The sequence below is a fragment of the Rhodoplanes sp. SY1 genome (assembly GCF_046000175.1).
Lineage (GTDB): Bacteria > Pseudomonadota > Alphaproteobacteria > Rhizobiales > Xanthobacteraceae > Rhodoplanes.
This window is the reverse complement of record NZ_JBEOMB010000100.1, coordinates 11960-37304: the sequence shown is the minus strand read 5'-3', so window position 1 is coordinate 37304 and position 25345 is coordinate 11960. Positions and strand designations below refer to the sequence as shown.

Below are 25345 nucleotides of genomic sequence, written 5' to 3'. Positions count from 1 at the left end.
CGCAACCGTGCGCCCGGAATTCACCGCATTGGACCGGCATGAGAGAGGGGCGGACGGCCGGACGCGGGAGCGTCCGGCAGCGCGATCCGCCCGGCGCGGAAACCGTACCGGCCGAGAATGTCCGCCGGGGGGCTTGCCGGCCGGCGGCCGGGGCGGCAAGGTCGGCCGGGCATGCGGTTGCGTCGGGCCGGTCCGGCGCGCGTTTCGGTTGGCTCACGCCGGTGTCGGCCACGCAGGTCTCGGTTCACGCAAGTCCATGATGTTGACGCTGTTTCATCAGCCTTTGTGCCCGCAGTCGCGGTTCGTCCGGATCGCGCTCGGCGAATACGGCGTGGTGCCCAACCTCGCCGAGGAGCGGCCGTGGGACCGCCGCCAGGAGTTCCTGGTGATCAATCCGGCCGGCACCACCCCGGTGCTGGTCGAGGACGGCCGTCCTCCGGTGGCGCACCCGGCCATGATCGCCGAGTATCTCGACGAGACCCGCGGCAGCGGGCTCGGCGAGCACCGGCTGCTGCCGCAGGAGATGGCGGCCCGCATCGAGGTGCGGCGCCTGACCATGTGGTTCCTGGAGAAGTTCCACACCGAGGTGTCGGGCCCGCTGGTGCTCGAGCGGGTGTTCAAGCGCCACATGACGGTGAAGCAGGGCGGCGGCTCGCCCGACATCGACGCGATCCGTGCGGCGCTGTCGAACATCCGCTATCATCTCGCCTATATCGGCTGGCTGGTGCGCACCCGCGACTGGCTCGCCGGACCGCGCATGACCTATGCGGATCTCGCGGCCGCCGCGCATCTCTCGTCGGTCGACTATCTGGGCGATGTGCCGTGGCACGAGGACGAATCGGCGAAGACCTGGTACGCGCGCGTGAAGTCGCGCCCGTCGTTCCGGCCGCTGCTGGTCGAGATGCACGCCGGGATCGCCCCGTCCAAGACCTACGCCGACCTCGACTTCTGACCGACCCGTCCGCTCCCGACTTGACGGTGCTGTCGGCGGCGCTGCGGGCCGAGGCGACGGCGCTCGGCTTCGACGCCGTCGCGATCGCGTCGCCCGACGCGCTCGGCGACGCCGGCGCGCGCCTCCGAGACTTTCTCGCCGCCGGGATGCACGGCGACATGGACTGGCTCGCCGACCGGCCGGAGCGGCGGACCTCTCCGCGCGGCCTGTGGGCGGACGTGCAGGCCGTCATCATGCTCGGCGTCAATTACGGGCCGGCCACGGACCCGCGCGAGACGCTGGCGCAGCGTGACCGCGGGGCGATCTCGGTCTATGCCCGCGGCGACGACTATCACGAGGTGATCAAGCCGCGCCTGAAGGCCCTGGCACGCTGGCTGGTCGCCACGGCCGGCGGCGATGTGAAGGTGTTCGTCGACACCGCCGCCGTGATGGAGAAGCCGCTCGCCGCCAGCGGCGGGCTCGGCTGGCAGGGCCGGCACACCAATCTGGTGTCGCGCGACTTCGGCTCCTGGCTGTTTCTCGGCGCCCTGTTCACCACCCTGCCGCTGCCGCCGGACGCGCCGGCCGAGGACCGCTGCGGTTCCTGCCGGGCCTGTCTCGACGCCTGCCCGACCGACGCCTTCGTGGCGCCCTACCGGCTCGATGCGCGCCGCTGCGTCTCGTATCTGACCATCGAGCACAAGGGCCCGATCCCGCCCGAGCTGCGCGAAAAGCTCGGCAACCGCATCTACGGCTGCGACGACTGCCTGGCCGCCTGCCCGTGGAACAAGTTCGCCCAGGCCGGTCGCGACGCGAAGCTCGCCGCGCGCGAGGCGCTGAACGCGCCGTCGCTCGCGGAGCTGGCCGGGCTCGACGACGCGGCGTTCCGGGAAAAATTCCGCAAGACGGCGATCAAGCGCACCGGCCGCGACCGCGTGGTCCGCAACGTGATGATCGCCATCGGCAACAGCGGCGACGCGGGCCTCGCCGACGCCGCGCAGGCGCGCCTCGCCGACGCCTCGCCGCTGGTCCGCGGCGCCGCCGTCTGGGCGCTGTCGCGGCTCCTGCCGGCGGACGAGTTTTCGGCGTTGGCCGCCTGCCACCGCGCCGGCGAGACCGACCCGCAAGTGCGGGAGGAATGGACGCTCGGCGTCTCCCAGAACGATGCCTCGTCACCTCTCCCCGCGCGCGGGGAGAGGTGACGCCCAAGGGGCGGCGGGTGAGGGGGCGCTGCGAGGATACGGAGACGCCCCCTCACCCGGAGCCCGCGCCTGCCGGCGCGACCTCGGACCTCTCCCCGCGCGCGGGGAGAGGTTAAGGTGGCCCGAGTCTTGGACTGGAGTGACGAATGACCACGCTGATCTGCTTCGGGTTCGGCTACAGCGCGCAGCACTGGGTCGCGGTCCATGGCGGCCGCTTCGACCGCATCGTCGGCACCACCCGCACGGCCGAGAGCGCCGCCGACCACGCGGCGCGCCACTACGGCGGGCGCGAGGTCGAGGTGCTGGTGTTCGACGGCACGTCGGCGTCGGCCGAGCTGACCGACGCGGTGCGCGAAGCCGACGCCATCCTGATCTCGGCGCCGCCCACCGAGACGGGCGATCCCGTGCTCGCCGTTCTGGGTGACGCGATCGCCGCGGCGGCGCAGGCCGGCCGGCTCCAGAGCATCGTCCTGCTCTCGACGCTCGGCGTCTATGGCGACCACGGCGGCGCCTGGGTGGACGAGACGGCGGAGCTGCGCCCGGTCGGCGCCCGCAACAAGGCGCGGGTCGAGCAGGAGGCCGCCTGGATGGCGCTCGGCGCGCGCACCGGCGTGCCGGTCGCGAGCCTGCGGCTCGCCGGCATCTACGGTCCGGGCCAGGACGCCATCGTCAACATGGAGAAGGGCCGCGCCTGGCGCATCGTCAGGCCGGGCCAGGTGTTCAACCGCATCCACGTGGTCGACATCGCGCAGGCGATCGAGGCGGCGTTCGACAAGCGCGCGCACGGCGCCTTCAACGTCGCCGACGACGAGCCGACCCCGCCCGGCGACCCGGTCGTCTTCGCGGCCGAGCTGCTGGGCCGCGAGCCGCCGCCCGAATGGCCGTTCGAGGAGGCCGTCAAGCATCTTCCCCCGATGGCGGCGAGCTTCTACGCCGAATGCAAGCGCGCCAAGACCGACAAGCTGAAGCGCGAGCTCGGCGTCACGCTACGCTACCCGACCTATCGGGAGGGCCTGCGGGCCGACTTCGCGGCGCGGCAGAGCCACTGACCTAGCCCCACCCTCCGCTCATGCCCGCGCAGGCGGGCATCCAGAAGCCGCGTGCGAGCCGCTCCTGGGTCCCCGCCTTCGCGGGGACGAGCGCAGGCGGGGGCGGGCGGCGCGGTTCCGGCTGTGACGAAGTTGCGATACAACTCCGTCCATGATCGCGAATCGCCTCGCCCCCGCCGCGGCTCTCGCCGTCCTGGTCCTGCTCGCCGCGCCGGCGGCCGCGCAGGACAAGGGCACGGTCGATCCCAAGCCGTTGCCGCCGCTCGCCGATCCGAACGATCCGAAGACGCCGGCCAAGCAGCTCTTCGGCCGCAAGACGACGCCCTCGTCGCTCGAGGCGCGGGCGATCGGCTTCTACTCGAAGGGCTGCCTCGCCGGCGGCATCGCGCTGCCCGTCAACGGGCCGGCCTGGCAGGTCATGCGCCTGTCGCGCAACCGCAACTGGGGCCATCCGAACCTGATCGACATGCTGGAGCGGCTGGCGGTCGACGCCCGCCGGGCCGGCTGGCCGGGCCTTCTGGTCGGCGACCTGTCGCAGCCGCGCGGCGGCCCGATGCTCACCGGGCATGCCAGCCACCAGGTCGGGCTCGACGCCGACATCTGGCTCACCCCGATGCCCAATCGCGAGCTGACCCGCAAGGAACGCGAGGAGATGTCGGCCACCATGGTGGTGGCGCGCGACCGCAAGGACGTCGACCCCGCCGTGTGGACGACCGGTCATGTCGGCGTCATCCGCACCGCCGCCAACCTGCCCGGCGTCGAGCGCATCTTCGTCAACGCGGCGATCAAGAAGGCGCTGTGTCGCGACGCCGGCGCCGACCGCGGCTGGCTCCACAAGGTGCGGCCCTATTGGGGGCACGACTACCACTTCCACGTCCGCATCGTGTGCCCGGCGGGCGAGACCGACTGCAAGCCGCAGCCGCCGGTGCCGGCCGGGGACGGCTGCGGAAGCGAGCTCGACTGGTGGTTCCAGGAGTCCGTGCTGCATCCGCCGCCGCCCAAGGAGCCGCCGAAGCCGCGCCCCGGCCCGACCTTGGCCGAGCTGCCGCCCGCCTGCCGCGTGGTGCTGCAGTCGCCGTGAGGCGGCTCATCGTCCCTGATTGTTGTTCGAAGGGGGGCGGCTCGGCACGACCTGCTCCCTCCCCACGAAACCCGGGTCTACCCGGGTTTCGCAACTAAGCTGCAAAAGTCGGGCAAGCCCGACTTTTGTTGGGGGAGGGTCGGGGAGGGGGGTAAGCCACGAACTCTGAGGGAACGATCGACGTAAGCGCCTCGAACGACGCGGCCGGTCACACCTTCTCCAGCGCTCCCAAGAGATCCGCCACCACGTCGTCCTTGTGCTCCAGGCCGGCCGAGAAGCGGATCAGGCCGTCGCCGATGCCGAGCTCGGCGCGCTCGGCGGCCGACAGGCGCTGATGCGTGGTGATCGCCGGATGCGTCACGAGGCTCTTGGAGTCGCCGAGATTGTTGGTGATGGCGCAGAGCTTCAGCGCGTTCATGAAGCGGAACGAGCCCGCCTTGCCGCCGGCGACGTCGAAGGCGACCAGCGTCGAGCCGCCGCGCATCTGGCGCTTCACGACCTCGGCCTGCGGATGATCGGCGCGGCCGGGGTAGACCAGCCGCTCGATTTTTTCGTGCCCGGCGAGCGCGTCGGCCACGGCGGTGGCGGTCGCCGTCTGACGTTCGACCCGTAGCGAGAGCGTCTCCAGGCCTTTCAGCATCACCCAGGCGTTGAACGGCGACAGGCACGGGCCGGTCTGCCGCAAGAGCATGTGCACGTGGTCCTGGATGAACTTTTCGGACGCCAGGATCAGTCCGCCCATGCAACGGCCCTGGCCGTCGATGTGCTTGGTCGCCGAGTATACGACGCAGTCGGCGCCGAGCGTCAGAGGGCTCTGCCACACCGCCGTGGCGAACACGTTGTCGACCACCAGCACGGCGCCGGCGGCGTGCGCGATCTCGGCCACCGCGGGGATGTCGATCACCTCGAGGGTCGGATTGGTCGGGCTCTCCAGAAAAAAGAGCCGCGTGCTCGGCCGCACGGCGGCACGCCACTGGTCGAGGTCGCGGCCGTCGACCAGCGTCGAGGCGACGTCGAAGCGCGGCAGGTGGTCTTCGAGAATCCACCGGCAGGAGCCGAACAGCTGCTTGGCCGCCACCACGTGGTCGCCCGCCTTCACCGGGCCGACCAGCGCCGCCGTGACGGCCGCCATGCCGCTCGCCGTGGCGCGCGCCGCCTCGGCCCCCTCGAACGCCGCCATGCGGTGCTCCAGCATCGCGACCGTCGGGTTGGAGAAGCGCGAGTAGAGGAACCCGCCGGACGGGCCGGCGAAGCGCGCCTCGCATTCCTCGGCGCTCCCGTAGACGAAGCCTTGCGTGAGGAACATCGCCTCCGAGGTCTCGCCGAATTGCGAGCGCAGCGTGCCGGCATGGACCAGCCGGGTCTCCGGATGCCAGTCGGCCCCCGCGGGGCCGGGTACGGCGGGGCGGGCGGAGCTCTGATCGGACGGCATCGACGCGGCCTCCTCGGGCAACAAAAATCCCGGCCGGAACGGATCCAGGCCGGGCGCGCGCGTCCCCGGCCTTTTAGCAACCTTCTTTAACGTGGCGGCAAGCCGGCCGGCTCAAATGACCACGGGATAAACGGGCTCATAGCGGCGGGCGCTCTTTCCGTCAAGCCGGCCATCCGCTAGACACCGAAGATTACGCGCGTTTTCGAGTATCGCCGGCCGTCGCTGGCGCGCGCATCGAGGAGGCGTCCGTGCCGCTCGCCTTCGGCCCCGCCGACCGGGGCATCCTGCCTGACCGGATGATCGCCGCGCTGAGCTCGTCCGGCGGCATCCTCACCGCCGTGCCGTTCGCCGACGATCAGATCCAGCCGGCGAGCCTCGACCTGCGGCTCGGCGAGGTCGCCTATCGGGTGCGGGCGAGCTTTTTGCCGGGCCCGCGCGCCACCGTGGCGGAGCGCATCGACCTCCTGAAGCTGCACGAGATCGCGCTCGGCGACGGCGCCGTGCTGGAGACCGGGTGCGTCTACATCGTGCCGCTGATCGAGGGGTTGAAGCTGCCGGCCGATGTCGGCGCCGCGGCGAACCCGAAGAGCTCGACGGGCCGTCTCGACGTGTTCACCCGGGTGATCACCGACGGGGCGCGCGCCTTCGACCGCATCGACCCCGGCTATCATGGGCCCCTCTATCTGGAGATCAGCCCGCGCACCTTCCCGGTGCTGGTGCGCGAGGGCTCGCGGCTTTCGCAGATGCGCTTCCATCGCGGGCGTATGGTTGTGACGGGCGACGATCTGGTCGACCTCCAGGCGCGCGAGACCCTGGTCGACGAGGAGGGGGCGGATCTGGCCGAGGGCGTCGCCGTCGGAGTCGACCTCGCCGGCTTCGGGCCGGACGGGCTGATCGGCTACCGGGCCAAGCGTCACACCGGGCTGATCGACGTCGATCGCCGCGCCCGCTACGACGTCGCCGAGTACTGGGAGCCGCTGCGCGCCAATCGCGGCAAGACCCTCATCCTCGATCCGGACGAGTTCTACATCCTCGCCTCCAAGCAGGCCGTGACGGTGCCGCCCGACTTCGCCGCCGAGATGGTGCCGTTCGACCCGCTGGTCGGCGAGTTCCGGGTCCACTACGCGGGCTTCTTCGATCCCGGCTTCGGCTGCGACGAGGCCGGCGGCCACGGCTCGCGCGCCGTGCTGGAGGTGCGCTCGCACGAGGTGCCGTTCATCCTGGAGCACGGCCAGACGGTCGGTCGCCTCGTCTACGAGCACATGCTGGCCCAGCCCGACCAGCTCTACGGCGAGGGCATCGGCTCCAACTACCAGGCCCAGGGCCTCAAGCTGTCGAAGCATTTTCGGGCGTGACTTCGCCGCAATAAGCCGCGCCGCAGGCGCGGCGTGCCCACGCGGTTCCGCGGACGTGGCAGGTCAAGACGGCGTGGGCACGGCGCGTGCCGCGCCTCTGCCCACGACCGGGCTTTGCGCTGCACGCGCTGTCCGCGCATGATGGCGTGATTTCAATTGAAGCCGGGCGTTGACATTTCCGTCAACGACGCCATTTCATGCATGCGACCCGCCCGATTTCGTGGCTGAACGCTGCCCGCAAAACCTTCGAGACGTTCCCTCGGGAGGTGAGGCGCGACACCTTCAACGCGCTGACGTTCGCGGCGGAAGGCCACAAGGCGGATACGGCGAAACCGTTCAAAGGCGTCGGCCCCGGCGTGTTCGAGATCGCGATCGCGCACCGTGGGAACGCCTATCGTATCGTCTATGCCGTTCAGCTCGGAGCCGATGTGATCGTGGTCGACGCATTTCAGAAGAAGTCCAAGACCGGCATCAAGACGCCGCAGGTCGACGTCGATCGCATCCGCGACCGCATCAGGCGTTTGAAGAACTTCTTGCGATGACCGACGACGACCTCGTGCTGATCCGTGGCAGCGGCAACGTCTTCCGGGATTTCGACGAGCCGGACGCCGATCTCGATCAGGCGCGCGCCGTCGTGGCGGCGGCCATCATCGGGGTGCTCGAACGCCGCAAGCTCGGCGTGCGCGCCGCCGGCAAGGTGACCGGGATCGCCGCGTCGGAGTTCTCGCGTATCCGCAATGGCCGGCTCGACCGGTTCACGCTCGACCGGCTGATCACGATCCTCGGCGCGCTGGACCGGCAGCTTCGGGTCCGCGTCGCGATCGATGATCGACCCGCGGCGCTCTCCGCCCCGGGCTGACCCGGTCACGCCCCCTCCGACACCATCTGGGCGACCGGGATGCGCAGGCGCGCCTGGGCGCCGTCGGGCGGGTAGTCGAGCGTCACCTCGGACTCGAGGCCCTGCGCCAGCAGGCGCTCGATGATGGTGTGGCCGAAGCCGCGCCGGGTCGGCGGCGTCACGGGCGGACCGCCGGCCTCGCGCCAGTCGAGCACCAGGTGGTCGTCCTCGATCCGCCAGCGGATCGCGATGGTGCCGGTCGGCACCGACAGCGCGCCGTATTTCGAGGCGTTGGTGGCGAGCTCGTGGAGGACGAGCGACAGGTTCTGCACCGCCTCCAGCCGCAGCATCAAGGGCGGACCCTCGAGCGTGACGCGGCCGCGCTCCGAGCCGACGAACGGCCACAGCTGTGCCCCGACCACGTCGGCCAGCGGTGCGCCCTGCCAGTGCTGCTGGACCAGGAGGTCGTGGGCGCGCGCCAGCGCCTGGATGCGGGCCATGAACTTCTGCTCGAAGTCGGCCGTGTCGGTGCTGGAGCGCATGAGCTGACGGGCCAGCGCCTGGATGACGGCGAGCAGGTTCTTGGTGCGGTGGGAGAGCTCGTGCATCAGGAGCTCGACATGCTCCTCCCGCCGCTTGCGATCGGTGATGTCGGTCGACACGCCGATCAGCCCGATCACGGCGCCCGACGTGTCGCGCAGCGGCGACTTGGTCGACAGGAACACGCGCGTCACTCCGTCCGGGCTGGTGAAGGTCTCCTCCAGCTTCTGCGTCTCGCCCGTCTCCATCACGGCGCGGTCGTTGGCCCGGATCGTCGCCGCCTCGCCGGGATCGCCGTAGAAGTCGTTGCGACCCTGCACCTCGTCGAGCGGCTTGCCGATCACGGCCAGCACGGCCGCGTTGGCGATCAGCATGCGGCTGTCGCGGTCCTTGGCGTAGATCAGGTCGGGCGTCGAGGCGGAGACGGCGGCGAGCAGTGCCGTGGTGCGCTCCAGCTCGGCCTTGGCGGCGTTGCGCTCGCGCACGATCGCGGCGGCGGTCTCGAAGGCCTGGCGGACGTCGACCAGCTCGCGGATGCGCGGCTCGTCGGCCGGCGGCGGCTCGCCATGGGCGAGCGCCAGTGCGGCGCCCTGCAGGGCCCGCACCGGCGCGGCGATGCGGTGCGCGAACACGGCGGCCAGCAGGAGCGCCAGCCCGGCGAAGGCGCCGCCGGTGGCGAGCAGCGCGAGGGCACGCCGCTGCGGCGCCTCCAGCACCTCGCGCGGGATGCCGATCACGGCGGTCCAGCCGGTCACGGAGGAGCGGCGGAACGCGTTGGTCTGGGCGACGCCCTCCCAGGTCACGTTGTCGAAGCGCCCCTCCATCGTTCCGCCGGTCGCCGCGGCGACCAGCTCGGGGCGGGCCGGGTTGCCGACGAAGGTCTCGGGCTGGTGCGAGCGGGCGACGAAGATGCCCTTGCGGTCGACCACGGCGGCGATCCACGGGTCGGGCAGGCCCGCCTCGCGCAGCACGTCCCCGAGGTCGGTCGGATCGATGCCGGCGGCAAGCGCCAGCGTCGTGGCCCCCTCGCGCCGCACCGGCACGGCGATCAGGGCCACGGGCCGGCCCGTGAGGGCGCCGGTCACGAGGTCGGTGACGACCAGGCCGTCCGCCTCGAAGACCGGGGCGAGGGGCGCCATGTCGGCGCGGCGTGGCAGCGCCGCATCGAGCTGCCGCCGCGTGCTGACGATCTGCTGGCCGTTGCGGTCGACGAGCGCGATCGGCTTGCCGATCCGCTCGGCCGTGGCAGAGGCGATGCGGTGGAAGGTGGCGCGGTCGTCGGCGGTCGCCGGCACCAGGATCGCCAGCACCCGCAGCGCCTGCTCGACCGCCAGCACATGGGTGTCGATCAGCCGGTTGGTCGCCGCGGCGATCTCGGCGGCGCGGCGCTCCAGCGCGGCGCGCTCGGCCCGTGCCTGCTCGACGATGACGACACCGGCGAAAGCCAGCACGGGCAGCAGCGTGGCCGCGACCAGGACGAGCAGCCGGGTTCGGATGGTGGGCGCACGCGCAACGGGCCGGCCGTCCGGAACCGGCGGTCCTGTCGTGTCTCGACCCAAACGCGCTCCCCGCCCGGTTCGGCCGCGCCCCTGCGTCGGCCCCGCGACGGTTCCAATGTATGGAGCTTTTACATGCGAGGCAATCGCACCACCCTCGGATGCGGCGTTGCCGTCGTTGGGCCGCCGCGGGCCGCGGGTCCGCCATGGCGGCGGAGCCTCTTGCGGCGCCCCGGTCGCCCCGGGTAATCTGCACCCCGTGCGGGCGTAGTTCAGTGGTAGAACGACAGCTTCCCAAGCTGTATGTCGTGGGTTCGATTCCCATCGCCCGCTCCAATTTAGCGAACAATGGCAATCGCTTGGTCGGCCTACCGCTGATCTCGCGTTCCCGCGTTCCCCATCGCGTTCCCCATCGGTGATTACGATCCGTTCTTCGACGTCCGATGGGCGAGTCGAAGCTCGGCAACCTTCCGGCTCTTGCCGATCGTGCCGCGCACGTACCGGGCCGTGGTCGACGCCTGGGTGTGCCCTGCCGCCGACCGGATCAGGTCGAGGTCGGCGCCGGCGTCGTCGGCCTCGGAGATGCCGCCCGACCGGGCGTCCATGTTCCAGACCGCGTCAGGAATGCCGGCCGCCCGGGCGATGACGCGCCACTCGCGGGCGTAGGCGTGCTCGGCGTAGGGACGCCCGGCCGTCTCGTCGATGATCAACGGCCCGACCCGCCGCTCGGCCGGCACCTGGTCGAGCAGGGCGAGCACCAGCGGGCAGAGCCGCAGATCGTGGGCGACCATGGCGCCGGTCTTGGTGGTCTCCTTGGTGACGGTCAGGTCCGAGCCGATGTCCGACCAGGTCAGCCCGCGTCCCCATCGCCGGCCGCCGAGCACAATCCCGGTCGGCACCTCGCGCTCGCCGAGCGGCTGCCACTCGCCGATCACGTCGCGCTGGCGCAGCGCCGTCTCGAACTGCAGGGCGGTGCCGAGCGCCAGCGACAGCCGGCCGGCCTCGATCGCCTTCGGGATGATCGCCTCGACGTGGGCGAGCTCGAGCTTCATGCGGCGCCGGCCCGGCTGCTTGAACCGGGCTTCGTCAAGGATCGCGGCGAGCCGGGCGCAGTGGGCGTGCTCGGCCGTGACGCCGTAGGCGAGCAGCCGCCGCAGCATGGCGACGATGCCGTGCGCCTTACGCACCCGCTCCGGGCCGCCCGGCCGGGCCGGCTTCTTCGCCTCGTCGTACCAGCGGCGGAAATCGGCGATGCCGAGCGCGGCGAGCGCCCGCTTACCGAAGGCCCGCTCGATCACGCCGAGCACCTGATCGTAGGTTCGGCGCGTGTTCCATTTCAGATCCCGGTACGGGCTCGCCGGATCGTGCTGATAGAGGCGGATCAGGCTCGCCAAGGTGCCATCGAAGGCGCGACGCTCGTCGCGCTGCCCGGCCGACCAGGCGAGCATTTCCGCCTGCAGCCGCCCGCATGCCGCGGCGATCAGCGGCCGATCGTGCGGGTCGGCGCGGTCGTAGTGGAGCCGCACCGTCTTCGGCTGGTAGCCCTTGACGACAAGGTCACGGCGCGCCGTCCAGTAAAGCCGCTCCGTCCCGTCGCGATTGTGCCGGACCTTCAGGCCCGGGGTGTCGTCATCGCAGCGCATTGAGGTTCTCTCGTCCATCGGGTTGAGACACCTCAAGCGTAGTCAGGCCGTAGCGGCGGTTCCAGAACGCCGTGACGGCCGGCCAGTATCGCCCGCCCATCACGGGATCGATCCGTGGCAGCCCGTCGCGCTCCAGGACGTGCGCCTTCGCACGCCACTCGCCGGGCTCTTGGCTGAGCCGGCGGGCAATCTCGGCCTCTGACGGAAAGAGGCCGAGATCGCGGGAAGAGGGCGAGCGGCGCGCCATCGGGACGAGCTCCTACGCGCGTCCGACGGCGCTGTTGCTGATCAGCGCCGCGTCGGCGGCGAACCGCTCGGCGATGCCGCGCAGGTCGTCGACGCCCATTGCGACGAAGCGGTGACCGGCCGTGGTCGTGATCTGGACGACGCATTCCGAAACGTCACGTCGGTTGGCGAAGACCTTGGCCGAGATCAGATCCTCGATCGTGATCGGGTCGGTATCGGCCGGGTCGGCAGGGGCAGTCTCGGTCTCACTCATTTCCGTTCTCCGTGTTGCCAGTCCATCCGCCTTCGGTTTCGTCGTCATTGCCGGCATCTGACGGGCCGAGCACAGGGACGACCGGGGGATCAGAAATCACGCGTGCGGCAGGGAACTGCCCGGGCCAAAAGGTCGCGCCAAACGCGAAGCAGAGGGCGCGCCGAATCGCGCCGCGGATCTCGATCACGGTTTCCCCGTCGCTGACCGCGTCGAAAACGAGCGCGGCAAGATGCTTCTCAGAGTCGGGCTGCGGCCCGTATCCGGGAGGGACATTCAGCCGCGCACGCTGCTCGGCGTAGACCGGCGCCCATTCGCGGTGACGGAGATAGTCGTCGTGGAGTGACCGCAGACCGCCCCCGTAGGACCAGAACGCGCGCCCCTCCAAATTCTCGGCGCCCTCGAAATAGGGCGGTGCACAGGGGTCGAACTCACTGTCCGTCAGCCATGGCCGCGGGTCGTTGGCGAAGTCGACGATCGAGCGGTCGGCATCAGCCTCGAAGTAGCCGCGCTGCGTCGCCGCGAGCCGAAACCGGCGTTCGATGAAGTCGGCCGCGACCACATGCGGAACACCGGCGCCGTCGAGACGCTTGTGCACCGCCATCTCGATCAGGTTGCCGAGCGAATAGAACCTGCTCTTGCCCTTACCCTCGTCGATCGCCGGGAGGCGGAGGTGGCCGAGGCGGCTCCACAAGATGACCTCGCCACGCGACGCGCCAGTGGCCGCCTGCATCATACTCGCGGAGATCTTCAGGGTCTGGTCGGCCATGGCATCCTCGTTTCGGACAATATGTGCCCGAAACGAGCGCGGGTCAATATCGGACAGTAAGTGTCCAAAAGAAAGCCCACCCGGCGGACCGGGCGGGCTGGTGCTGCTACTGGTCGGCACGACCAGGGATTAGGCTCAAGTCATTGACGTAGCGATTGAAAAGCTCAGGCTTGAGCCAAATGACCACTGTTTCCATGTCGTGGCGATAGGGGATCATCCCCTCGCCGCGGCGGATGCGATATCGCTCGGCCTCGGCGCCATCGATCGCGGGCTCGGCGATTCGTCGCCTGCGGCGCGGGCCTTTGATCGACTTCATGACAGCCTCCGGACGCGCACGCCGCAGCGCTGCGGCTGGACGGCGGACGCCCGGCCGGCCGCGAAGCCGGCGAGCGCCGAGACGAGCGCGGCGAACACCGCGACGCCGACGAGGGGCTCGATCATGCCGCGACCTCCCGATCGGGCGGGACGTTCTTGTGCGGGTCGTAGCCGAGGCGCTCCAGCACCACGAACGACCGCGTCAGCATCATGTCGAGCAGCTCGGCGATGTCCCGGAGGTGGTCCCGCGTCATGATCCAGCCGTCCAGGATGTCGGGCGCCAAGCTGCGTTTCGTGAGGTCGTCGAAAAGCTCGGTGAGCCCCTTGTCGTCGCGGGCGGCGCCCTCGACCGCCATGCGGATGCGCGGCAGCCACGCCGCGGCCCATGCCTCGTTCGTCCAGTCGAACGGAACGGTCACGCCCTCGAAGGTCAGCGCCTTCCGCGCTTCGGCGGACATCGGGCGTCGCTTCTTTCGCGGCGCTGAGGACGGCACGCCTGGACGTGCAGGGTCGTTCGCGCTCACAGCGCGCTCTGTCTTCGTCATGATTCCCTCCGATGGTTGCCGGCCTGAGGCCGCCAGGGCGCCCCGCGAGGCGCCCGGACTGCATCAGCGGTCAGGCGGCGATGGCGGGCGCCTCGGCCGGCGGCTGGCCGTTGTAGCGGTCGAGCGCAGCGACGAGGTCCGCGTCCCCGTTGGCGACGGCGATCTCGTAGGCGTCCAGGATGTTATCGAAGCTCATCGCGTCGAAGATGGCGAACAGCTCGGCAGTGCGGTTGGTGGTCTGTGCGGTAGCGGTCATCTCTGCGGCTCCTCTTGAGATAATTTCAAGTCGGATTGATATTATCCGCAGTAGAGGCGATGTCAAGCGCGCTTGATAAAAAAACAAGTGCGAGCTATATTCCCTCCATGATTTCCCCGTCCCAAATTCGCGGCGCTCGCGCGATGCTCGGCCTCACTCAAGCCCAGCTCGCTGAAGCAGCAGGCATTTCAACAACGGCCCTCAACAACATTGAGCGTGGGTCGGCCGATCCGAAGGTTTCGACCCTTTCGGCGATCCGCACCGCCCTTGAAGCGGCCGGGATCGAGTTCATCGCAGAGAACGGCGGCGGCCCTGGTGTGAGGCTCAAGAGATAACTTGTGAGGCCGATTGCACTGTTCCGGAAGGTGCTTAGCTCGTCTAGCATCACAGTTCGGCCAACCGTTAACCATCGCGTTCGGGCACGAAATGTCGCCTTGCCGGATCTCTTCCAAAGCGCTACATTCGTCATCGGAGGCGGCTACGAAGTAGCCGCGCCATTCCGGGGCCCACGCGATTATTTTAGCGTGGGCTTCCGCGTTTCTGGGGACTCGTTTAGAACGAGACCCCATGCTCTTCGTTTACCTGGACGAGTTCGGTCACGTCGGACCGTATTTTGGCCGACATCACAGCCGTTTCAACCACAGCCCCGTGTTTGGGCTGGGGGGCATCATTCTTCCTGACGCGGCTGTTCGAGCCTTCGCGTCGTTTTTCCTCGAACGCAAATCTGACTTGCTAGGATTTGAGATCAAGAAATCAGGCAAGCAAGCGTATGAGTGGGAAAAACATGGAACTAATCTGTTCACGACAAAGTCAATAATCAAGTATCCTGAAATACGAGCCACAACATTTCGCATCATAAACAGGATCAAGCAGTGCGACGGTAGAATCTTTTATTACGGCCGCGAAAAAATAAAGAACACCGAAGTTGTAAATCCAACTGGCTTATACAAAACTGTTTTTGCGGAGGCGATTCGAAGACTTGATAGGCTATGCGAAGATAGGTGTGAAAATTTCGTTATCGTTGTTGACGAGAACTCTGCCAGGAAAGAACTGCTCGAAACAGCAGTCAAGACGATGTACGGCAGTCATCGTGCCGTTAGACTGGTAAGTCCGCCGTTCGAAGTTGAAAGCTACTTAAACCAGAATATTCAGGCCGCTGACTGGATTGCGGCTATAGTCGGAAGGTTATGGTGCCACCGTCTTGAGCCCCATGAATTCCTCGATCTGGAATCGTACAAAAAATATTTTTGGGAGCGCATACACACTGTTGCTTCTCACAGTTCCGTAATGGAAAGAACGAAGCCGATCCCTCAGAAAACGATTGAGCGGATCACTAAGACGATCACGGAAGAAGCTTCGATCTCTGTTTCTGAGACTGCCATCGCTGCAGCTTACAAACGGGCAATCACTTACAAAGCGACCGAAACACGATCCGACGGCGACGAGGGTGACGCCAGCTGATTCCTCGCAGCAATAACGGCCGGAGCCCGCGAGCCCCGGCCGCCTATGTTCCGCCGGTTCGTCCGCGGTCGGAACGCTACTGATCACGTCACCTGATCACTACGCCGCGTACCTCATCAGATTGGCAATGCGCATTTCATCAGCTTGATGGCGTCGCTGTTCGCCAGGCTGCCGCCGACCCGCTTAAATGCGTCGAACAGAACGTGCGGCTTCGACGAGTAGGGATCGCGCACGAAGCGCAACCCGAGCCTGTCGATCACAACCGGCGGCGGCCCGCAAGTCGCGGGCGAGCCCGGGATCCGCACCGTCGGCATCACGCTGACCGGCCGCGGCCTTGAAGCCGCGAGCGGTCGCGGCCTTTGCGAAAGCCCGCGGGAACCCTGCCTCTCGCAGGAATTCCTCGAACGATCGCGGATCGTTGATAGTGGCGACGTCGAACGCCGATTTGACGCTGATGATTCGGGCCGACGTGTTGGACGGCATCGCGACGAGCGACACCTCGAACAGAGCCACCGATTTGAGGAGGCGGTTGCCCTGCCGGGTGCGCTCGGCCTCGCGCGCCCGGTAGCCGATCGAGAGGCCGAGCGCACCGTCCTTGGCGAGGGCGTAGGCTTCCCGGGCGCGCGGCACGTCGAGCGTGAGCCGGCCTGTCATCTTCAAGCCGACGTCGTCCTCGACCGCCGACAGCCACCGGCCGAGCGGCTGCGACTGGTCGTGGCTCCACAGCATCGCCGGCATCGTGTCGGCGGCGCGGTGCTCCGCCAGCGACTTGGTGTAGGCGCCAGGCGCGACCAGGTCGCCGTGCCCGTCCGGCATCCCGCCGAAGGTGGAGGCGTAGCCGACGAGCTCGCCCTGCTCGGCGCCGGGGGCGAATTTCAGTGCGATCGGGAATGAGAGGCGTTCAGCTTCGGTCATGCGGCCACCTGCAAACGACGGAGCGACGAGCCGCGAGGCCCGTGTTGCTTCCCTCGTGGCCCGACATCGCGTCGGCGCCGGCAAGGTGGCTCTTGGAGATGCCCCGACATCGCGTCGGCGGCACCGTCTTCGAAACCGCCCATAAGGTAAGCGCATCGGGTTGTGTCGTCAATGTGTCGGCCTCCTGTGTTTCATCGTGCGCACCTCAGAGTGAAATTCAAAGCCGGGTGCGCATTCTCTAAGTGGCTCTGAATACGAGAGAAAACAGCCGTTGATTTCGCCGAAAGTGCGCACCTCGAAATCATACGGGCCAATTAATTCTATGCGTGTGTCCCACGCGGTTAGCGCCCCCTGATAGCTGGCAAGATGCGGATCCCGGGGGGGGTGTATTCGGCGCGGCCGAAAGGGGGGGCTTCGAATTTCGCGGCGCTGCGAACGGAGGACCCCGAGCGGTCCTTGCCCCCAAGGGCTGTCGAGATGCTGACCCGGGCAGGGGGGGGCGTGGAACCTTTTTCCGTGCCGGCTATGGAGAACGATTGATCCGCGCGGTCCCGACCTTGCCCGTCTGGAGATGCGGACCCGGGCGGGAGCCTCCGATCTCGGGGCGTCATACCCAACGGACCGCTGACGGTGTTCGGTGTGCGCAGCCGCGAAATAGAACTGAAAACCTGCCCTGTTCGCCTGGACGCCCCTTCCCCGTTCGGGGTCTGGCCGCTATCTGTCCGCGTCACATCCGAACCGGCTGTCACATCGGTCACATAGTCACAACGGCGGGAGCTACGCATCCTCGCCCCCCTCGTCGTCACCACGCTCCATTGTGACATTGTGACCGTTGTGACAGGGGGTCTGGTTGTGACAGGGGTGCGCGTACCGGCCCCTCCCGAGCTTCACCACCTCGCCGGCCCTTGCCATCCGCACCAGCATTTGCCGGGCATTCTGGTTCGACATCCCCGTGAGGTCGGCAACTTCGGTCGGTGACAGCCCCTCGCCGGCATCTCTCAGGGCGTTCAGGACTTGGGTGCGCTCGTCGGTGCGCTGCACCTCGGCCGCCTCGCCGAGCAGGTACCAGCGCCCGGCGTCGAACCGCAGCGCGGCCTCCCGCTCCTCCACGTCCCGGCCGCGCACGTACAGGGTGACGCCGGCCGCCGTGCGGTCGAGCACCAGCGTCGTGTCGGCGCAGGCCGAGAGGCCGTTCGATCCCGACAGCGATTCGAGTGGATCGTCGGCGCCGCCCTTCCTGGTGTGGTGCAGCACCAGCACCGAGACTCCGTGTCCTGTCGCCCACTGTTGCAGGGACGACAACGCAACGTAATCGTTTTCGTACGAGTTTCGCGCCGCATTGCCGGCCGGCTTGATGCGCTGGAAAACGTCCACCACCACGAGCGCGGGCGAGGCGACCGACGTGCGCCACTCGTCCAGTGCCTCCAGGAAGTCCGGCCCAAGCTCCGGCGACTCGGTTGCCCATTCCAGCCGCGACAGGTCGGGCCGCGTCCGCTCGTCTGGGAATAGGGTGCGGACGCGCCGCTGGATGCGCCGCGGCCCGTTCTCCAGGTCGATATACAGCACGTCGCCGGCCTCGCACGGCACGCCGCCAATCGCCGTGCCGCCGATCGCGACCGCGACCGCGAAATCGATCGCCAACCACGTCTTACCGAGCTTCTGCCGACCCGCGAGAATGGAAAGCCCCTCGGGCACGAATCCCGGGACTGTCCACCGCAGGGGCTCGAATTGGGTCGCCATGATGCCGTTGGTGCCGGTGCGGACGAAGCCCTTCGGCGCCCGCTTGCCGTTCCTGCGGTCCGGCCGGTGTGCCTTCGGGGCTCGCGTCTCCACGGTGTACGTCTCGGGGTCAACCAGCATAGCGCCGCCCCCCTTGGACGATATCGTTGAGGTCGTAGCCCTCGCGGAGCGGCATTATCAGCCGCACCTCGGACCCGGCATCCTGCCATCGGTCGGCGACCGCTTCCGCGGCCCGCTCGCCGCGGCCCGAGGCGTCATGGTCGACCGCGACGAAAAGCGACTCGATGCCGGCGAGCACAGGGCAGGCTTCAAGGTGGCCGGCGTCGAGCAGCGCCCATGCCGGCGTGGCGCCGACCTCGGGCAGAAGCCGCAGGCTCAATGTCGATTCGATCCCCTCGCCCACGGCGAGCGCGAGCGTCACCGCGTCGTCAGGGTCGAGCTTGATGGCGCCGCCGGCTGTCGGCCCGAAGGCAAGGCGGGACTTGCCCTCGACCTCGCCCTTGCTGCCGTCGGCCGCGATCGCGGTGCGGTGGATTGCCTGCGGCGCGTCGGTCCGGATGTTCCGCACCAGCGCCACCATGCAAGCCGTCCGCGAGCCGGCGAACGGGCAGCCAGGGTGCCAGCGGATCGCCTCGCCGGCCGCGTCGGCGGGCAGCTCGAGCCCGCGGCGACCGAGGTAGGTTTCGACGGGCGAGCCGGCCGGGTGCCGAGCCTCGGCCCACAGGGCGAGGGCGCGAGCGGTCCTCTCAGCGTCGGTTGCCGGCGGCGGCGGGGTGCGCCCGACCAGCGCCGGCCGGCTGTCGAACCGACGCCCGATGCCGAGGCGGTCCCGGACGTGGTCGCGGCAGACGCCGAAGTCGTCGCCGGCAAAGCTCGTGACCAGGAAGCCGTCCGGAGCCCGATGGTCGAGCCGGACCGAGAGCGAGCGGTCGCGAGGACTGTGACCCGGGCCGGGGCAGAGAATGTTGCCGCGGCTGACGTCACCGCCGAGCGCCTGCGCGGCAGCCTGGAGGGTCGCCATCAACATGAGCGATCCCCCCAAGCCAGTTCGGCGACGGTGTCGGCGACCGGCCGCGTCAGCCCGAACCGTGCCGCGACGAAGGCGGCTTGTCGGGACCAGCGATGATCGGTATCTTCTGCAACGAGCCGGCCGCCAAACCGCTCGTTGATTTCAGCCCGGTTGCCGCCCGCCAGCGGCGCCGGGCTTTCACTTTTCGTCTTGCGCATACGCGCTCCCGTCGGTTCCGACGGGGAACGTGGTGCAGCTAAATCAACGGGCTATGCCGGCTTCCCAAGCTGTATGTCGTGGGTTCGATTCCCATCGCCCGCTCCAATCCCGAATTTGCCATCGGTCTGGTCGGCCGCTCGCCATTGCGACGAGCGCCCGGAGCGGCGCCTGATCGGGCCGCGATGTCCCCGCCGGCGGACGAACAAGTGCCCCGCGCAGCGCCGGGCGGCCATGCGGCGCATCGGGTTTCTACGGATTCGGGCGGGTCGCGCCGCAAGCCCCGCGCGGCGCTCGGCCCACCGGTCGTAAATGCCTGCAGCGCCGCGGTATTTGGCTCCGATCGCGGGTTCCTGCGAGGCCGGCCGGGCGGCGCCGGAAAACCGCCACTCCATTGCCCTCATGCCACAATTGCGCTAAGCCGCCCGCTCGGGAAACTCGTGACTGGAGGGACGGATGGCCGATCACGCCGCCGTGGACTACGAGACTGCGTCGGGTAACGACCTGGCCCAGCACGAAGCGACCTATCGCGGGTTCGTGCAACTCGTGAAGTGGGGCGTCGGCTCGACCGCCCTCGTCCTCGTCCTGATGGCCATTTTCCTGGTCTGACGACCGTTCCGGACGGCGGCGCCCGCGGTTCGCTCGCCGGCGCCCGTCCGGTCATGCCCTGCGCAGGAGACACCATGAAGATCGCGATTTGTGCCGAGGCGGACGCTGCCGAACCGCGGGTCGCCGGAACGCCGGAAACCGTGAAGAAGATGATGGCGCTCGGCGCCGAGGTCGCGGTCGAGCCCGGTGCGGGCGTGAAGTCCGGCATCCTCGACGCCGACTACCAGGCGGCCGGCGCGACCGTGACGCGCGACGCCGCGCGCGACGCCGACATCGTCCTCAAGGTGAAGCGCCCCAACGAGATGGAGCTCACCGGCTACAAGAAGGGCGCCATCGTCGTCGCCATCATGGACCCGTACGGCCACCAGGCGGCGCTCGAGGCGCTCGCCCGCGCCGGCGTGATCGCCTTCGCCATGGAGCTGATGCCGCGCATCACTCGCGCCCAGGTGATGGACGTGCTCTCCAGCCAGGCGAACCTCGCCGGCTACCGCGCCGTCATCGACGCCTCGGCCGAGTACGGCCGCGCCTTCCCGATGATGATGACGCCGGCCGGCACGGTGCCGGCCGCCAAGTGCTTCATCATGGGCGTCGGCGTCGCCGGCCTGCAGGCGATCGCCACCGCGCGCCGCCTCGGCGCCATCGTGACGGCGACGGACGTGCGCCCCGCCGTGAAGGAGCAGGTGGCGAGCCTCGGGGCGAAGTTCATCGCCGTCGAGGACGAGGAGTTCAAGCAGGCCGAGACCGCCGGCGGCTACGCCAAGGAGATGTCCAAGGAGTACCAGGCGAAGCAGGCGGCCCTCGTCGCCGAGCACGTCAAGAAGCAGGACATCGTGATCACGACTGCGCTGATCCCGGGCCGCCCGGCGCCGCGGCTGATCACGGCCGAGATGGTCGCATCGATGAAGCCCGGCTCGGTGATCGTCGATCTGGCGGTCGAGCGCGGCGGCAATGTCGAGGGCGCCAAGCCCGGCGAGGTCGTCGAGATCAACGGCGTCAAGATCGTCGGCCATCTCAACGTCGCCGGCCGGCTGGCCGCGTCGTCGTCGGCGCTCTACTCCAAGAACCTCCTCGCCTTCCTCGAGGTGCTGATCGACAAGAAGACCAAGGCGATCGCGCTCAACTGGGACGACGAGATCGTCAAGGCGACGGCGCTGACCAAGGACGGCGCGATCGTCCACCCGAACTTCGTGCCGAAGACGGCGGCCTGACCGCCGACCGCGGCCCGCATCGAGACAACGCGGCCTCTCCGCGCCGGACGAGGTCGCCCGCATTCCGAGGAGATATGCGATGGAGCATGTGGCAAGCGCGATCGACCCGTTCATCTTCCGGCTGTCGATCTTCGTGCTGGCGGTGTTCGTCGGCTATTACGTCGTGTGGGCGGTGACGCCGGCCCTGCATACGCCGCTGATGTCGGTGACCAACGCGATCTCGTCCGTGATCGTGGTCGGTGCGCTGCTCGCCGTCGGCGTCGCCCTGGTCGGCGACGACAACGGTCCGCTGCTCGCCCGCGCGCTCGGCTTCGTCGCCCTGGTGTTCGCCTCGGTGAACATCTTCGGCGGCTTCCTGGTCACCCAGCGCATGCTGGCGATGTACACCAAGAAAAAGAAGTGAGCGGGACGGCGGCCGCCGTCGTGACAGCAGGCTGATCCGGGCGAGGGGGGCCGGATCGCCGCAGCGGTTTGTCCCGCCCCTCCTCGTCGGCCGCTCGCTCCGGCCCGGATCGACGGCACGTCGCGCTGCGCAGCGCTGAATGAGGACGATGTGACATGAACGCCAATATCGCCGCGCTTCTGTATCTGGTTGCAGGAGTGCTGTTCATCCTGGCTCTGCGCGGGCTCTCCAGCCCCGAGTCGAGCCGGCGCGGCAACTTCTTCGGCATGACCGGCATGGTGATCGCGGTGGCGACGACGCTCGCCTCGCACGTCCCGGCCGGCCCCGGGGCCTGGGCCCTGGTGGCGCTCGGCATCGCCATCGGCGGCGGTATCGGCGCCGTCATCGCCCGGCGCGTGCCGATGACCATGATGCCCGAGCTGGTCGCCGCCTTCCACTCGCTGGTCGGCATGGCCGCGGTGCTGGTCGCCGCCGGCGCCCTCTACGCCCCGGCCGCCTTCGAGATCGGCACGGTGGGCAACATCCACGGCGCCAGCCTGGTCGAGATGTCGCTCGGCGTCGCCATCGGCGCCATCACGTTCACGGGCTCGGTGATCGCCTTCGCCAAGCTTTCGGGGCGGATGAGCGGCGCGCCGATCATGCTGCCCGGCCGCCACGTCATCAACATCGCGCTGTTCCTGGCGATCGTCGCGTTGATCGTGGTGTTCGCCCGGACCGAGAGCTACACGGCCTTCTGGGCCCTGACGCTCGCCGCCTTCCTGTTCGGCGTCCTGATCATCATCCCGATCGGCGGCGCCGACATGCCGGTCGTCATCTCGATGCTGAACTCCTACTCGGGGTGGGCGGCCGCCGGCATCGGCTTCACGCTCGGCAATTCGGCCCTGATCATCACCGGCGCGCTGGTCGGCTCGTCGGGCGCGATCCTGTCCTACATCATGTGCAAGGGCATGAACCGCTCGTTCATCTCGGTGATCCTGGGCGGCTTCGGCGGCGAGGTCGCGGGTCCGGCGGGCGGTGCCGAGGCGCGGCCCGTGAAGCTCGGCTCGGCCGACGACGCCGGCTTCATCATGAAGAACTCCGGCAAGGTGATCATCGTCCCGGGCTACGGCATGGCGGTGGCGCAGGCCCAGCACGCGCTGCGCGAGCTCGCCGACAAGCTGAAGGCCGAGGGCGTCGAGGTGAAGTACGCGATCCACCCGGTCGCCGGCCGCATGCCCGGCCACATGAACGTGCTGCTCGCCGAGGCCAACGTGCCCTACGACGAGGTGTTCGAGCTCGAGGACATCAACTCGGAGTTCTCGCAGGCCGACGTCGCCTTCGTGATCGGCGCCAACGACGTGACCAACCCGGCCGCCGAGGAGGATCCGTCCTCGCCGATCTACGGCATGCCGGTGCTGCAGGTGTGGAAGGCCGGCACCGTGATGTTCTCCAAGCGGTCGCTCGCCTCGGGCTATGCCGGCATCGACAACACGCTGTTCTATCGCGACAACACCATGATGCTGCTCGGCGACGCCAAGAAGATGACCGAGGAGATCGTGAAGGCGCTCGGGTGATTTCTCCCCGCGCCATCGCGCCCCGCGCGGTCGCGACGACGGTTCAGGCACGGCCCCGAAAGGGCCGTGCCTTTTTCATGTCGTGCGCTGCTTCGTCTCGCACGATGTGGGTCCGCGCGATGTCGGTGCGCGCCATGCCGTTCGTCGCGGCGTTGCTGGGTGGCGCCGTGTCTGCTGTCGTGCTCGGAGCGCCGCCGCTCGCCGCCTTCGAGGCGCCTGCCGCCGCGCCGCTTGCCGTCACGCCGACCGTCACCTGCCCGGCGGGCGAGGCCGCGTCGGTCGTCACCGAGCTGTTCCTCGGCCGCGACGCCGGCGGGCGCCGTGTCGTGACGCAGGCGCACTTCGCCGACTTCCTCGCCCGCGAGGTGACGCCGCGCTTTCCCGACGGGCTGACGGTCTACGACGCGCGCGGACAGTGGCGCGACGCGACGGGCCGGATCACCCGCGAGGCGACGAAGGTTCTTCTGATTCTTGCGCCGGCGCAGGAGCCGTCCGCCGACACCGACCCCAAGCGCCCGAGCCGTGCCGAAAAAATCGCGGCGATCGTCGACGCCTACAAGCGCCGCTTCCGCCAAAAGTCCGTGCTGGTGCTCACCCGCCCGGTCTGTGCGCGGTTCTGATCGGCTCATCCCGGCGCGTTTGTTCACCTCTCCCCTGCGGAGACTTTGGACATCTCGGTCATTCCGGGGCGGCGCACAGCGCCGAACCCGGAATCCAGCCCAGAATGTCGAGTTCGCCGCTGGATTCCGGGTTCGCGCCTTCGGTGCGCCGCGGAATGGCGCAAAAAAAAGGCGCGGGCCGGAGCCCGCGCCTTGCTTCACTCGATCTCGTCGAACGACGTGGCGCCGGCGGACCGGCGCCCTCGCCGTGATCAGATCAGCCCCAGGCCCTTGAGCACCGAGAGCATCACGGCGGCGGCGGCGACCGAGCCGATCTGGCCACCGCAGTTGGCGCCCATCGCGTGCATCAGGAGGAAGTTCTTCTTGTTGTAGCGTTGGCCCTGCGCCTGCACGACGCGGGCCGCCATCGGGAAGGCCGAGATGCCGGCGGCGCCGATCAGCGGGTTCATGCGCCCGCCCGACAGCACGTACCAGAGCTTGCCGAACCCGACGCCGACCACGGTGTCGAGGCAGATCGCCACGAAGCCGAGCGCGAAGATGGCGAGCGTCGTCGGCTTCAGGAAGTCCTCCGCCGCCATGGTGGCGCCGATGGCGATGCCGAGGAACAGGGTCGCGATGTTGGCGATCTCGTTCTCCGACGCCTTGGTGAGCCGGGTGACGGCGCCGCATTCGCGCATGAAGTTGCCGAGCATGATCGACGCCATCAGGGGCAGCCCCTTGGGCGCGATCAGGCCGGTGACCACCGTCACGACGATCGGGAACAGCAGCTTGGTGTTCGCCGACACGCTGCGCTTGACGGCCGGCATCGGCGTCGTGCGCTCCTTCTCGGTGGTGAGCGCCTTCATGATCGGCGGCTGGATGATCGGCACCAGCGCCATGTAGGAGTAGGCGGCGACCGAGATCGGGCCGAGCAGCTGCGGCGCGTATTGCGAGGCGACGTAGATGGCGGTCGGGCCGTCACAGGCGCCGATCACGGCGATCGACACCGCCTCGAGATGCGGGAAGCCGAGCGCCAGCGCGAGCAGCAGCGTGAGGAAGATGCCGCACTGGCCGGCGGCGCCGAACAGCAGGATCTTGGGGTTCTCCAGCAGCGGGCCGAAATCCGTCATGGCGCCGATGCCGATGAAGATCAACAACGGGAACAGCTCGTTGGCGATGCCCATGTTGTAGATGCTGCGGATGAAGCCGGTGTCGTCCTTGGCCATCGCCTTGAGCGCCTCGGGCGCCGCCGGCCCCATGGCGTCGAGCACCTGCTTGGCGCCGATGTCGATACCCTGGTGCATCAGCTCGCTGCCCGGGATGTTGACGAGCAGGCAGCCGAAACCGATCGGCACCAGCAGCAGCGGCTCGACGTCCTTCTTGACGCCGAGGAAGATCAGCGTGCCGCCGATCGCCAGCATGACGATCTGCTTGAGGCCGCCGAGCGTGACGAGCGCCTGGACGCCGTCGGTCAGGCCCAACAGGCCGTTGAGAATGCCTTCGAGCATGGTCTGCGTGCCCCCGTCTAGCCGTTCTTCGCTTTGCTTCCGGTCTCGGACGAGAGCGGGAAGATCTTCTTCAGAAGCTGGATGGACCAGATCAGGATCGACAAGGTGAGGAACGTTCCTCCTATGCCCACGACCATCATGGTCAGTCCGAAGGTCAGTTTGTCCATGCTGCATGT

General features: G+C 68.7%; 31 protein-coding genes, 1 tRNA gene and 1 riboswitch. Of the genes, 15 read left to right on the top strand and 17 right to left on the bottom strand.

The window, feature by feature from the left end; all coding sequences use genetic code 11:
* Positions 1-259: 259 nt before the first annotated feature.
* The 4 genes from ABTU92_RS22140 (at position 260) to mepA (ending at position 4263) form a co-directional block, all read left to right on the top strand.
* Positions 260-952, top strand: coding sequence for a glutathione S-transferase family protein (locus tag ABTU92_RS22140; RefSeq protein WP_408093884.1), 693 nt, complete (start codon positions 260-262; stop codon positions 950-952).
* 20 nt (positions 953-972) lie between these two features.
* Positions 973-2133, top strand: a complete 1161-nt coding sequence (queG, locus tag ABTU92_RS22135; protein ID WP_408093790.1) for a tRNA epoxyqueuosine(34) reductase QueG — start codon at positions 973-975, stop codon at positions 2131-2133.
* Between the two features lie 146 nt (positions 2134-2279).
* Positions 2280-3182 carry an NAD-dependent epimerase/dehydratase family protein gene (locus ABTU92_RS22130; protein WP_408093789.1) on the top strand — a complete coding sequence of 301 codons (903 nt, stop codon included), beginning with the start codon at positions 2280-2282 and terminating at the stop codon, positions 3180-3182.
* A gap of 151 nt (positions 3183-3333) precedes the next feature.
* The gene (mepA, locus tag ABTU92_RS22125) at positions 3334-4263 is read left to right on the top strand and encodes a penicillin-insensitive murein endopeptidase (protein ID WP_408093788.1); all 930 of its coding nucleotides are present in this window, start codon (positions 3334-3336) and stop codon (positions 4261-4263) included.
* Between the two features lie 208 nt (positions 4264-4471).
* On the opposite strand, the gene ABTU92_RS22120 is transcribed toward mepA, so the two are convergent.
* Complete coding sequence (locus tag ABTU92_RS22120; RefSeq protein WP_408093787.1) at positions 4472-5695, bottom strand: O-succinylhomoserine sulfhydrylase; 1224 nt, start codon at positions 5693-5695, stop codon at positions 4472-4474.
* Positions 5696-5748: 53 nt separating this feature from the next.
* A riboswitch (SAM riboswitch) is annotated at positions 5749-5828 on the bottom strand.
* Between the two features lie 115 nt (positions 5829-5943).
* Here ABTU92_RS22120 and ABTU92_RS22115 point away from each other — a divergent pair.
* The 3 genes from ABTU92_RS22115 to ABTU92_RS22105 all read left to right on the top strand — a co-directional run bounded on the left by ABTU92_RS22115 (position 5944) and on the right by ABTU92_RS22105 (position 7909).
* Positions 5944-7050, top strand: a complete 1107-nt coding sequence (locus ABTU92_RS22115; RefSeq protein WP_408093786.1) for a 2'-deoxycytidine 5'-triphosphate deaminase — start codon at positions 5944-5946, stop codon at positions 7048-7050.
* 197 nt (positions 7051-7247) lie between these two features.
* Entirely contained in the window at positions 7248-7592 is a 345-nt protein-coding gene (locus ABTU92_RS22110) for a type II toxin-antitoxin system RelE/ParE family toxin (RefSeq protein ID WP_408093785.1), read from the top strand.
* Entirely contained in the window at positions 7589-7909 is a 321-nt protein-coding gene (locus ABTU92_RS22105) for an XRE family transcriptional regulator (RefSeq protein ID WP_408093784.1), read from the top strand. The genes ABTU92_RS22110 and ABTU92_RS22105 overlap by 4 nt, the downstream gene beginning before the upstream one ends.
* Positions 7910-7914: 5 nt before the next feature.
* Here the strand turns inward: ABTU92_RS22105 and ABTU92_RS22100 are convergent, their stop codons facing one another.
* Entirely contained in the window at positions 7915-9987 is a 2073-nt protein-coding gene (locus ABTU92_RS22100; protein ID WP_408093783.1) for a sensor histidine kinase, read from the bottom strand.
* A gap of 198 nt (positions 9988-10185) precedes the next feature.
* On the opposite strand from ABTU92_RS22100, the gene ABTU92_RS22095 reads away from it, so the two are divergent.
* Positions 10186-10260 (top strand) — tRNA-Gly (locus ABTU92_RS22095).
* 83 nt (positions 10261-10343) lie between these two features.
* Here ABTU92_RS22095 and ABTU92_RS22090 read toward each other — a convergent pair.
* From ABTU92_RS22090 to ABTU92_RS22055, 8 genes are all read right to left on the bottom strand, one after another.
* Positions 10344-11567 (bottom strand): integrase, encoded by a 1224-nt coding sequence (locus ABTU92_RS22090; protein WP_408093782.1) that lies wholly within the window; start codon positions 11565-11567, stop codon positions 10344-10346.
* Entirely contained in the window at positions 11554-11814 is a 261-nt protein-coding gene (locus ABTU92_RS22085; protein ID WP_408093781.1) for a hypothetical protein, read from the bottom strand. The genes ABTU92_RS22090 and ABTU92_RS22085 overlap by 14 nt, the downstream gene beginning before the upstream one ends.
* Positions 11815-11826: 12 nt before the next feature.
* Positions 11827-12066, bottom strand: a complete 240-nt coding sequence (locus tag ABTU92_RS22080) for a hypothetical protein (protein WP_408093780.1) — start codon at positions 12064-12066, stop codon at positions 11827-11829.
* Complete coding sequence (locus ABTU92_RS22075) at positions 12059-12832, bottom strand: hypothetical protein (protein WP_408093779.1); 774 nt, start codon at positions 12830-12832, stop codon at positions 12059-12061. Before ABTU92_RS22075 ends, ABTU92_RS22080 begins: the two co-directional genes overlap by 8 nt.
* A gap of 106 nt (positions 12833-12938) precedes the next feature.
* The gene (locus tag ABTU92_RS22070; RefSeq protein WP_408093778.1) at positions 12939-13148 is read right to left on the bottom strand and encodes a hypothetical protein; all 210 of its coding nucleotides are present in this window, start codon (positions 13146-13148) and stop codon (positions 12939-12941) included.
* Entirely contained in the window at positions 13145-13273 is a 129-nt protein-coding gene (locus ABTU92_RS22065; protein ID WP_408093777.1) for a hypothetical protein, read from the bottom strand. The genes ABTU92_RS22070 and ABTU92_RS22065 overlap by 4 nt, the downstream gene beginning before the upstream one ends.
* Positions 13270-13605 (bottom strand): hypothetical protein, encoded by a 336-nt coding sequence (locus ABTU92_RS22060; RefSeq protein WP_408093776.1) that lies wholly within the window; start codon positions 13603-13605, stop codon positions 13270-13272. The genes ABTU92_RS22065 and ABTU92_RS22060 overlap by 4 nt, the downstream gene beginning before the upstream one ends.
* A gap of 157 nt (positions 13606-13762) precedes the next feature.
* Positions 13763-13948, bottom strand: coding sequence for a hypothetical protein (locus ABTU92_RS22055; protein WP_408093775.1), 186 nt, complete (start codon positions 13946-13948; stop codon positions 13763-13765).
* 59 nt (positions 13949-14007) lie between these two features.
* On the opposite strand from ABTU92_RS22055, the gene ABTU92_RS22050 reads away from it, so the two are divergent.
* Together ABTU92_RS22050 and ABTU92_RS22045 are read left to right on the top strand one after the other, a co-directional pair.
* On the top strand, positions 14008-14283 hold the full coding sequence (locus ABTU92_RS22050; protein WP_408093774.1) for a helix-turn-helix transcriptional regulator: 276 nt from the start codon (positions 14008-14010) through the stop codon (positions 14281-14283).
* 232 nt (positions 14284-14515) lie between these two features.
* Positions 14516-15409 (top strand): DUF3800 domain-containing protein, encoded by an 894-nt coding sequence (locus ABTU92_RS22045; protein WP_408093773.1) that lies wholly within the window; start codon positions 14516-14518, stop codon positions 15407-15409.
* Between the two features lie 116 nt (positions 15410-15525).
* On the opposite strand, the gene ABTU92_RS22040 is transcribed toward ABTU92_RS22045, so the two are convergent.
* From ABTU92_RS22040 to ABTU92_RS22020, 5 genes are all read right to left on the bottom strand, one after another.
* Positions 15526-15642, bottom strand: coding sequence for a phage major capsid protein (locus ABTU92_RS22040; protein WP_408093772.1), 117 nt, complete (start codon positions 15640-15642; stop codon positions 15526-15528).
* Complete coding sequence (locus ABTU92_RS22035; protein WP_408093771.1) at positions 15593-16324, bottom strand: HK97 family phage prohead protease; 732 nt, start codon at positions 16322-16324, stop codon at positions 15593-15595. Before ABTU92_RS22035 ends, ABTU92_RS22040 begins: the two co-directional genes overlap by 50 nt.
* 777 nt (positions 16325-17101) lie before the next feature.
* Complete coding sequence (locus tag ABTU92_RS22030; RefSeq protein WP_408093770.1) at positions 17102-18184, bottom strand: AAA family ATPase; 1083 nt, start codon at positions 18182-18184, stop codon at positions 17102-17104.
* The gene (locus tag ABTU92_RS22025; RefSeq protein ID WP_408093769.1) at positions 18174-18644 is read right to left on the bottom strand and encodes a toprim domain-containing protein; all 471 of its coding nucleotides are present in this window, start codon (positions 18642-18644) and stop codon (positions 18174-18176) included. The genes ABTU92_RS22030 and ABTU92_RS22025 overlap by 11 nt, the downstream gene beginning before the upstream one ends.
* 440 nt (positions 18645-19084) lie before the next feature.
* Complete coding sequence (locus tag ABTU92_RS22020; protein ID WP_408093768.1) at positions 19085-19291, bottom strand: hypothetical protein; 207 nt, start codon at positions 19289-19291, stop codon at positions 19085-19087.
* 454 nt (positions 19292-19745) lie between these two features.
* Here ABTU92_RS22020 and ABTU92_RS22015 point away from each other — a divergent pair, with 454 nt between their 5' ends.
* The 5 genes from ABTU92_RS22015 to ABTU92_RS21995 all read left to right on the top strand — a co-directional run bounded on the left by ABTU92_RS22015 (position 19746) and on the right by ABTU92_RS21995 (position 23682).
* The gene (locus tag ABTU92_RS22015) at positions 19746-19898 is read left to right on the top strand and encodes an aa3-type cytochrome c oxidase subunit IV (RefSeq protein ID WP_378479940.1); all 153 of its coding nucleotides are present in this window, start codon (positions 19746-19748) and stop codon (positions 19896-19898) included.
* A 74-nt stretch (positions 19899-19972) separates the two neighbouring features.
* Positions 19973-21106 (top strand): Re/Si-specific NAD(P)(+) transhydrogenase subunit alpha, encoded by a 1134-nt coding sequence (locus tag ABTU92_RS22010; protein ID WP_408093767.1) that lies wholly within the window; start codon positions 19973-19975, stop codon positions 21104-21106.
* A gap of 79 nt (positions 21107-21185) precedes the next feature.
* Positions 21186-21509 carry a proton-translocating transhydrogenase family protein gene (locus ABTU92_RS22005; RefSeq protein WP_408093766.1) on the top strand — a complete coding sequence of 108 codons (324 nt, stop codon included), beginning with the start codon at positions 21186-21188 and terminating at the stop codon, positions 21507-21509.
* 155 nt (positions 21510-21664) lie between these two features.
* Positions 21665-23062, top strand: a complete 1398-nt coding sequence (locus ABTU92_RS22000; RefSeq protein WP_408093765.1) for an NAD(P)(+) transhydrogenase (Re/Si-specific) subunit beta — start codon at positions 21665-21667, stop codon at positions 23060-23062.
* A gap of 119 nt (positions 23063-23181) precedes the next feature.
* Entirely contained in the window at positions 23182-23682 is a 501-nt protein-coding gene (locus tag ABTU92_RS21995; protein ID WP_408093764.1) for a DUF3574 domain-containing protein, read from the top strand.
* Between the two features lie 251 nt (positions 23683-23933).
* Here ABTU92_RS21995 and ABTU92_RS21990 read toward each other — a convergent pair whose 3' ends face one another.
* Positions 23934-25169 (bottom strand): sodium ion-translocating decarboxylase subunit beta, encoded by a 1236-nt coding sequence (locus ABTU92_RS21990; RefSeq protein WP_408093763.1) that lies wholly within the window; start codon positions 25167-25169, stop codon positions 23934-23936.
* 17 nt (positions 25170-25186) lie between these two features.
* Positions 25187-25336: an OadG-related small transporter subunit gene (locus ABTU92_RS21985; protein ID WP_408093762.1), complete on the bottom strand. Its 150-nt coding sequence runs from the start codon at positions 25334-25336 to the stop codon at positions 25187-25189.
* Positions 25337-25345: the final 9 nt, after the last annotated feature.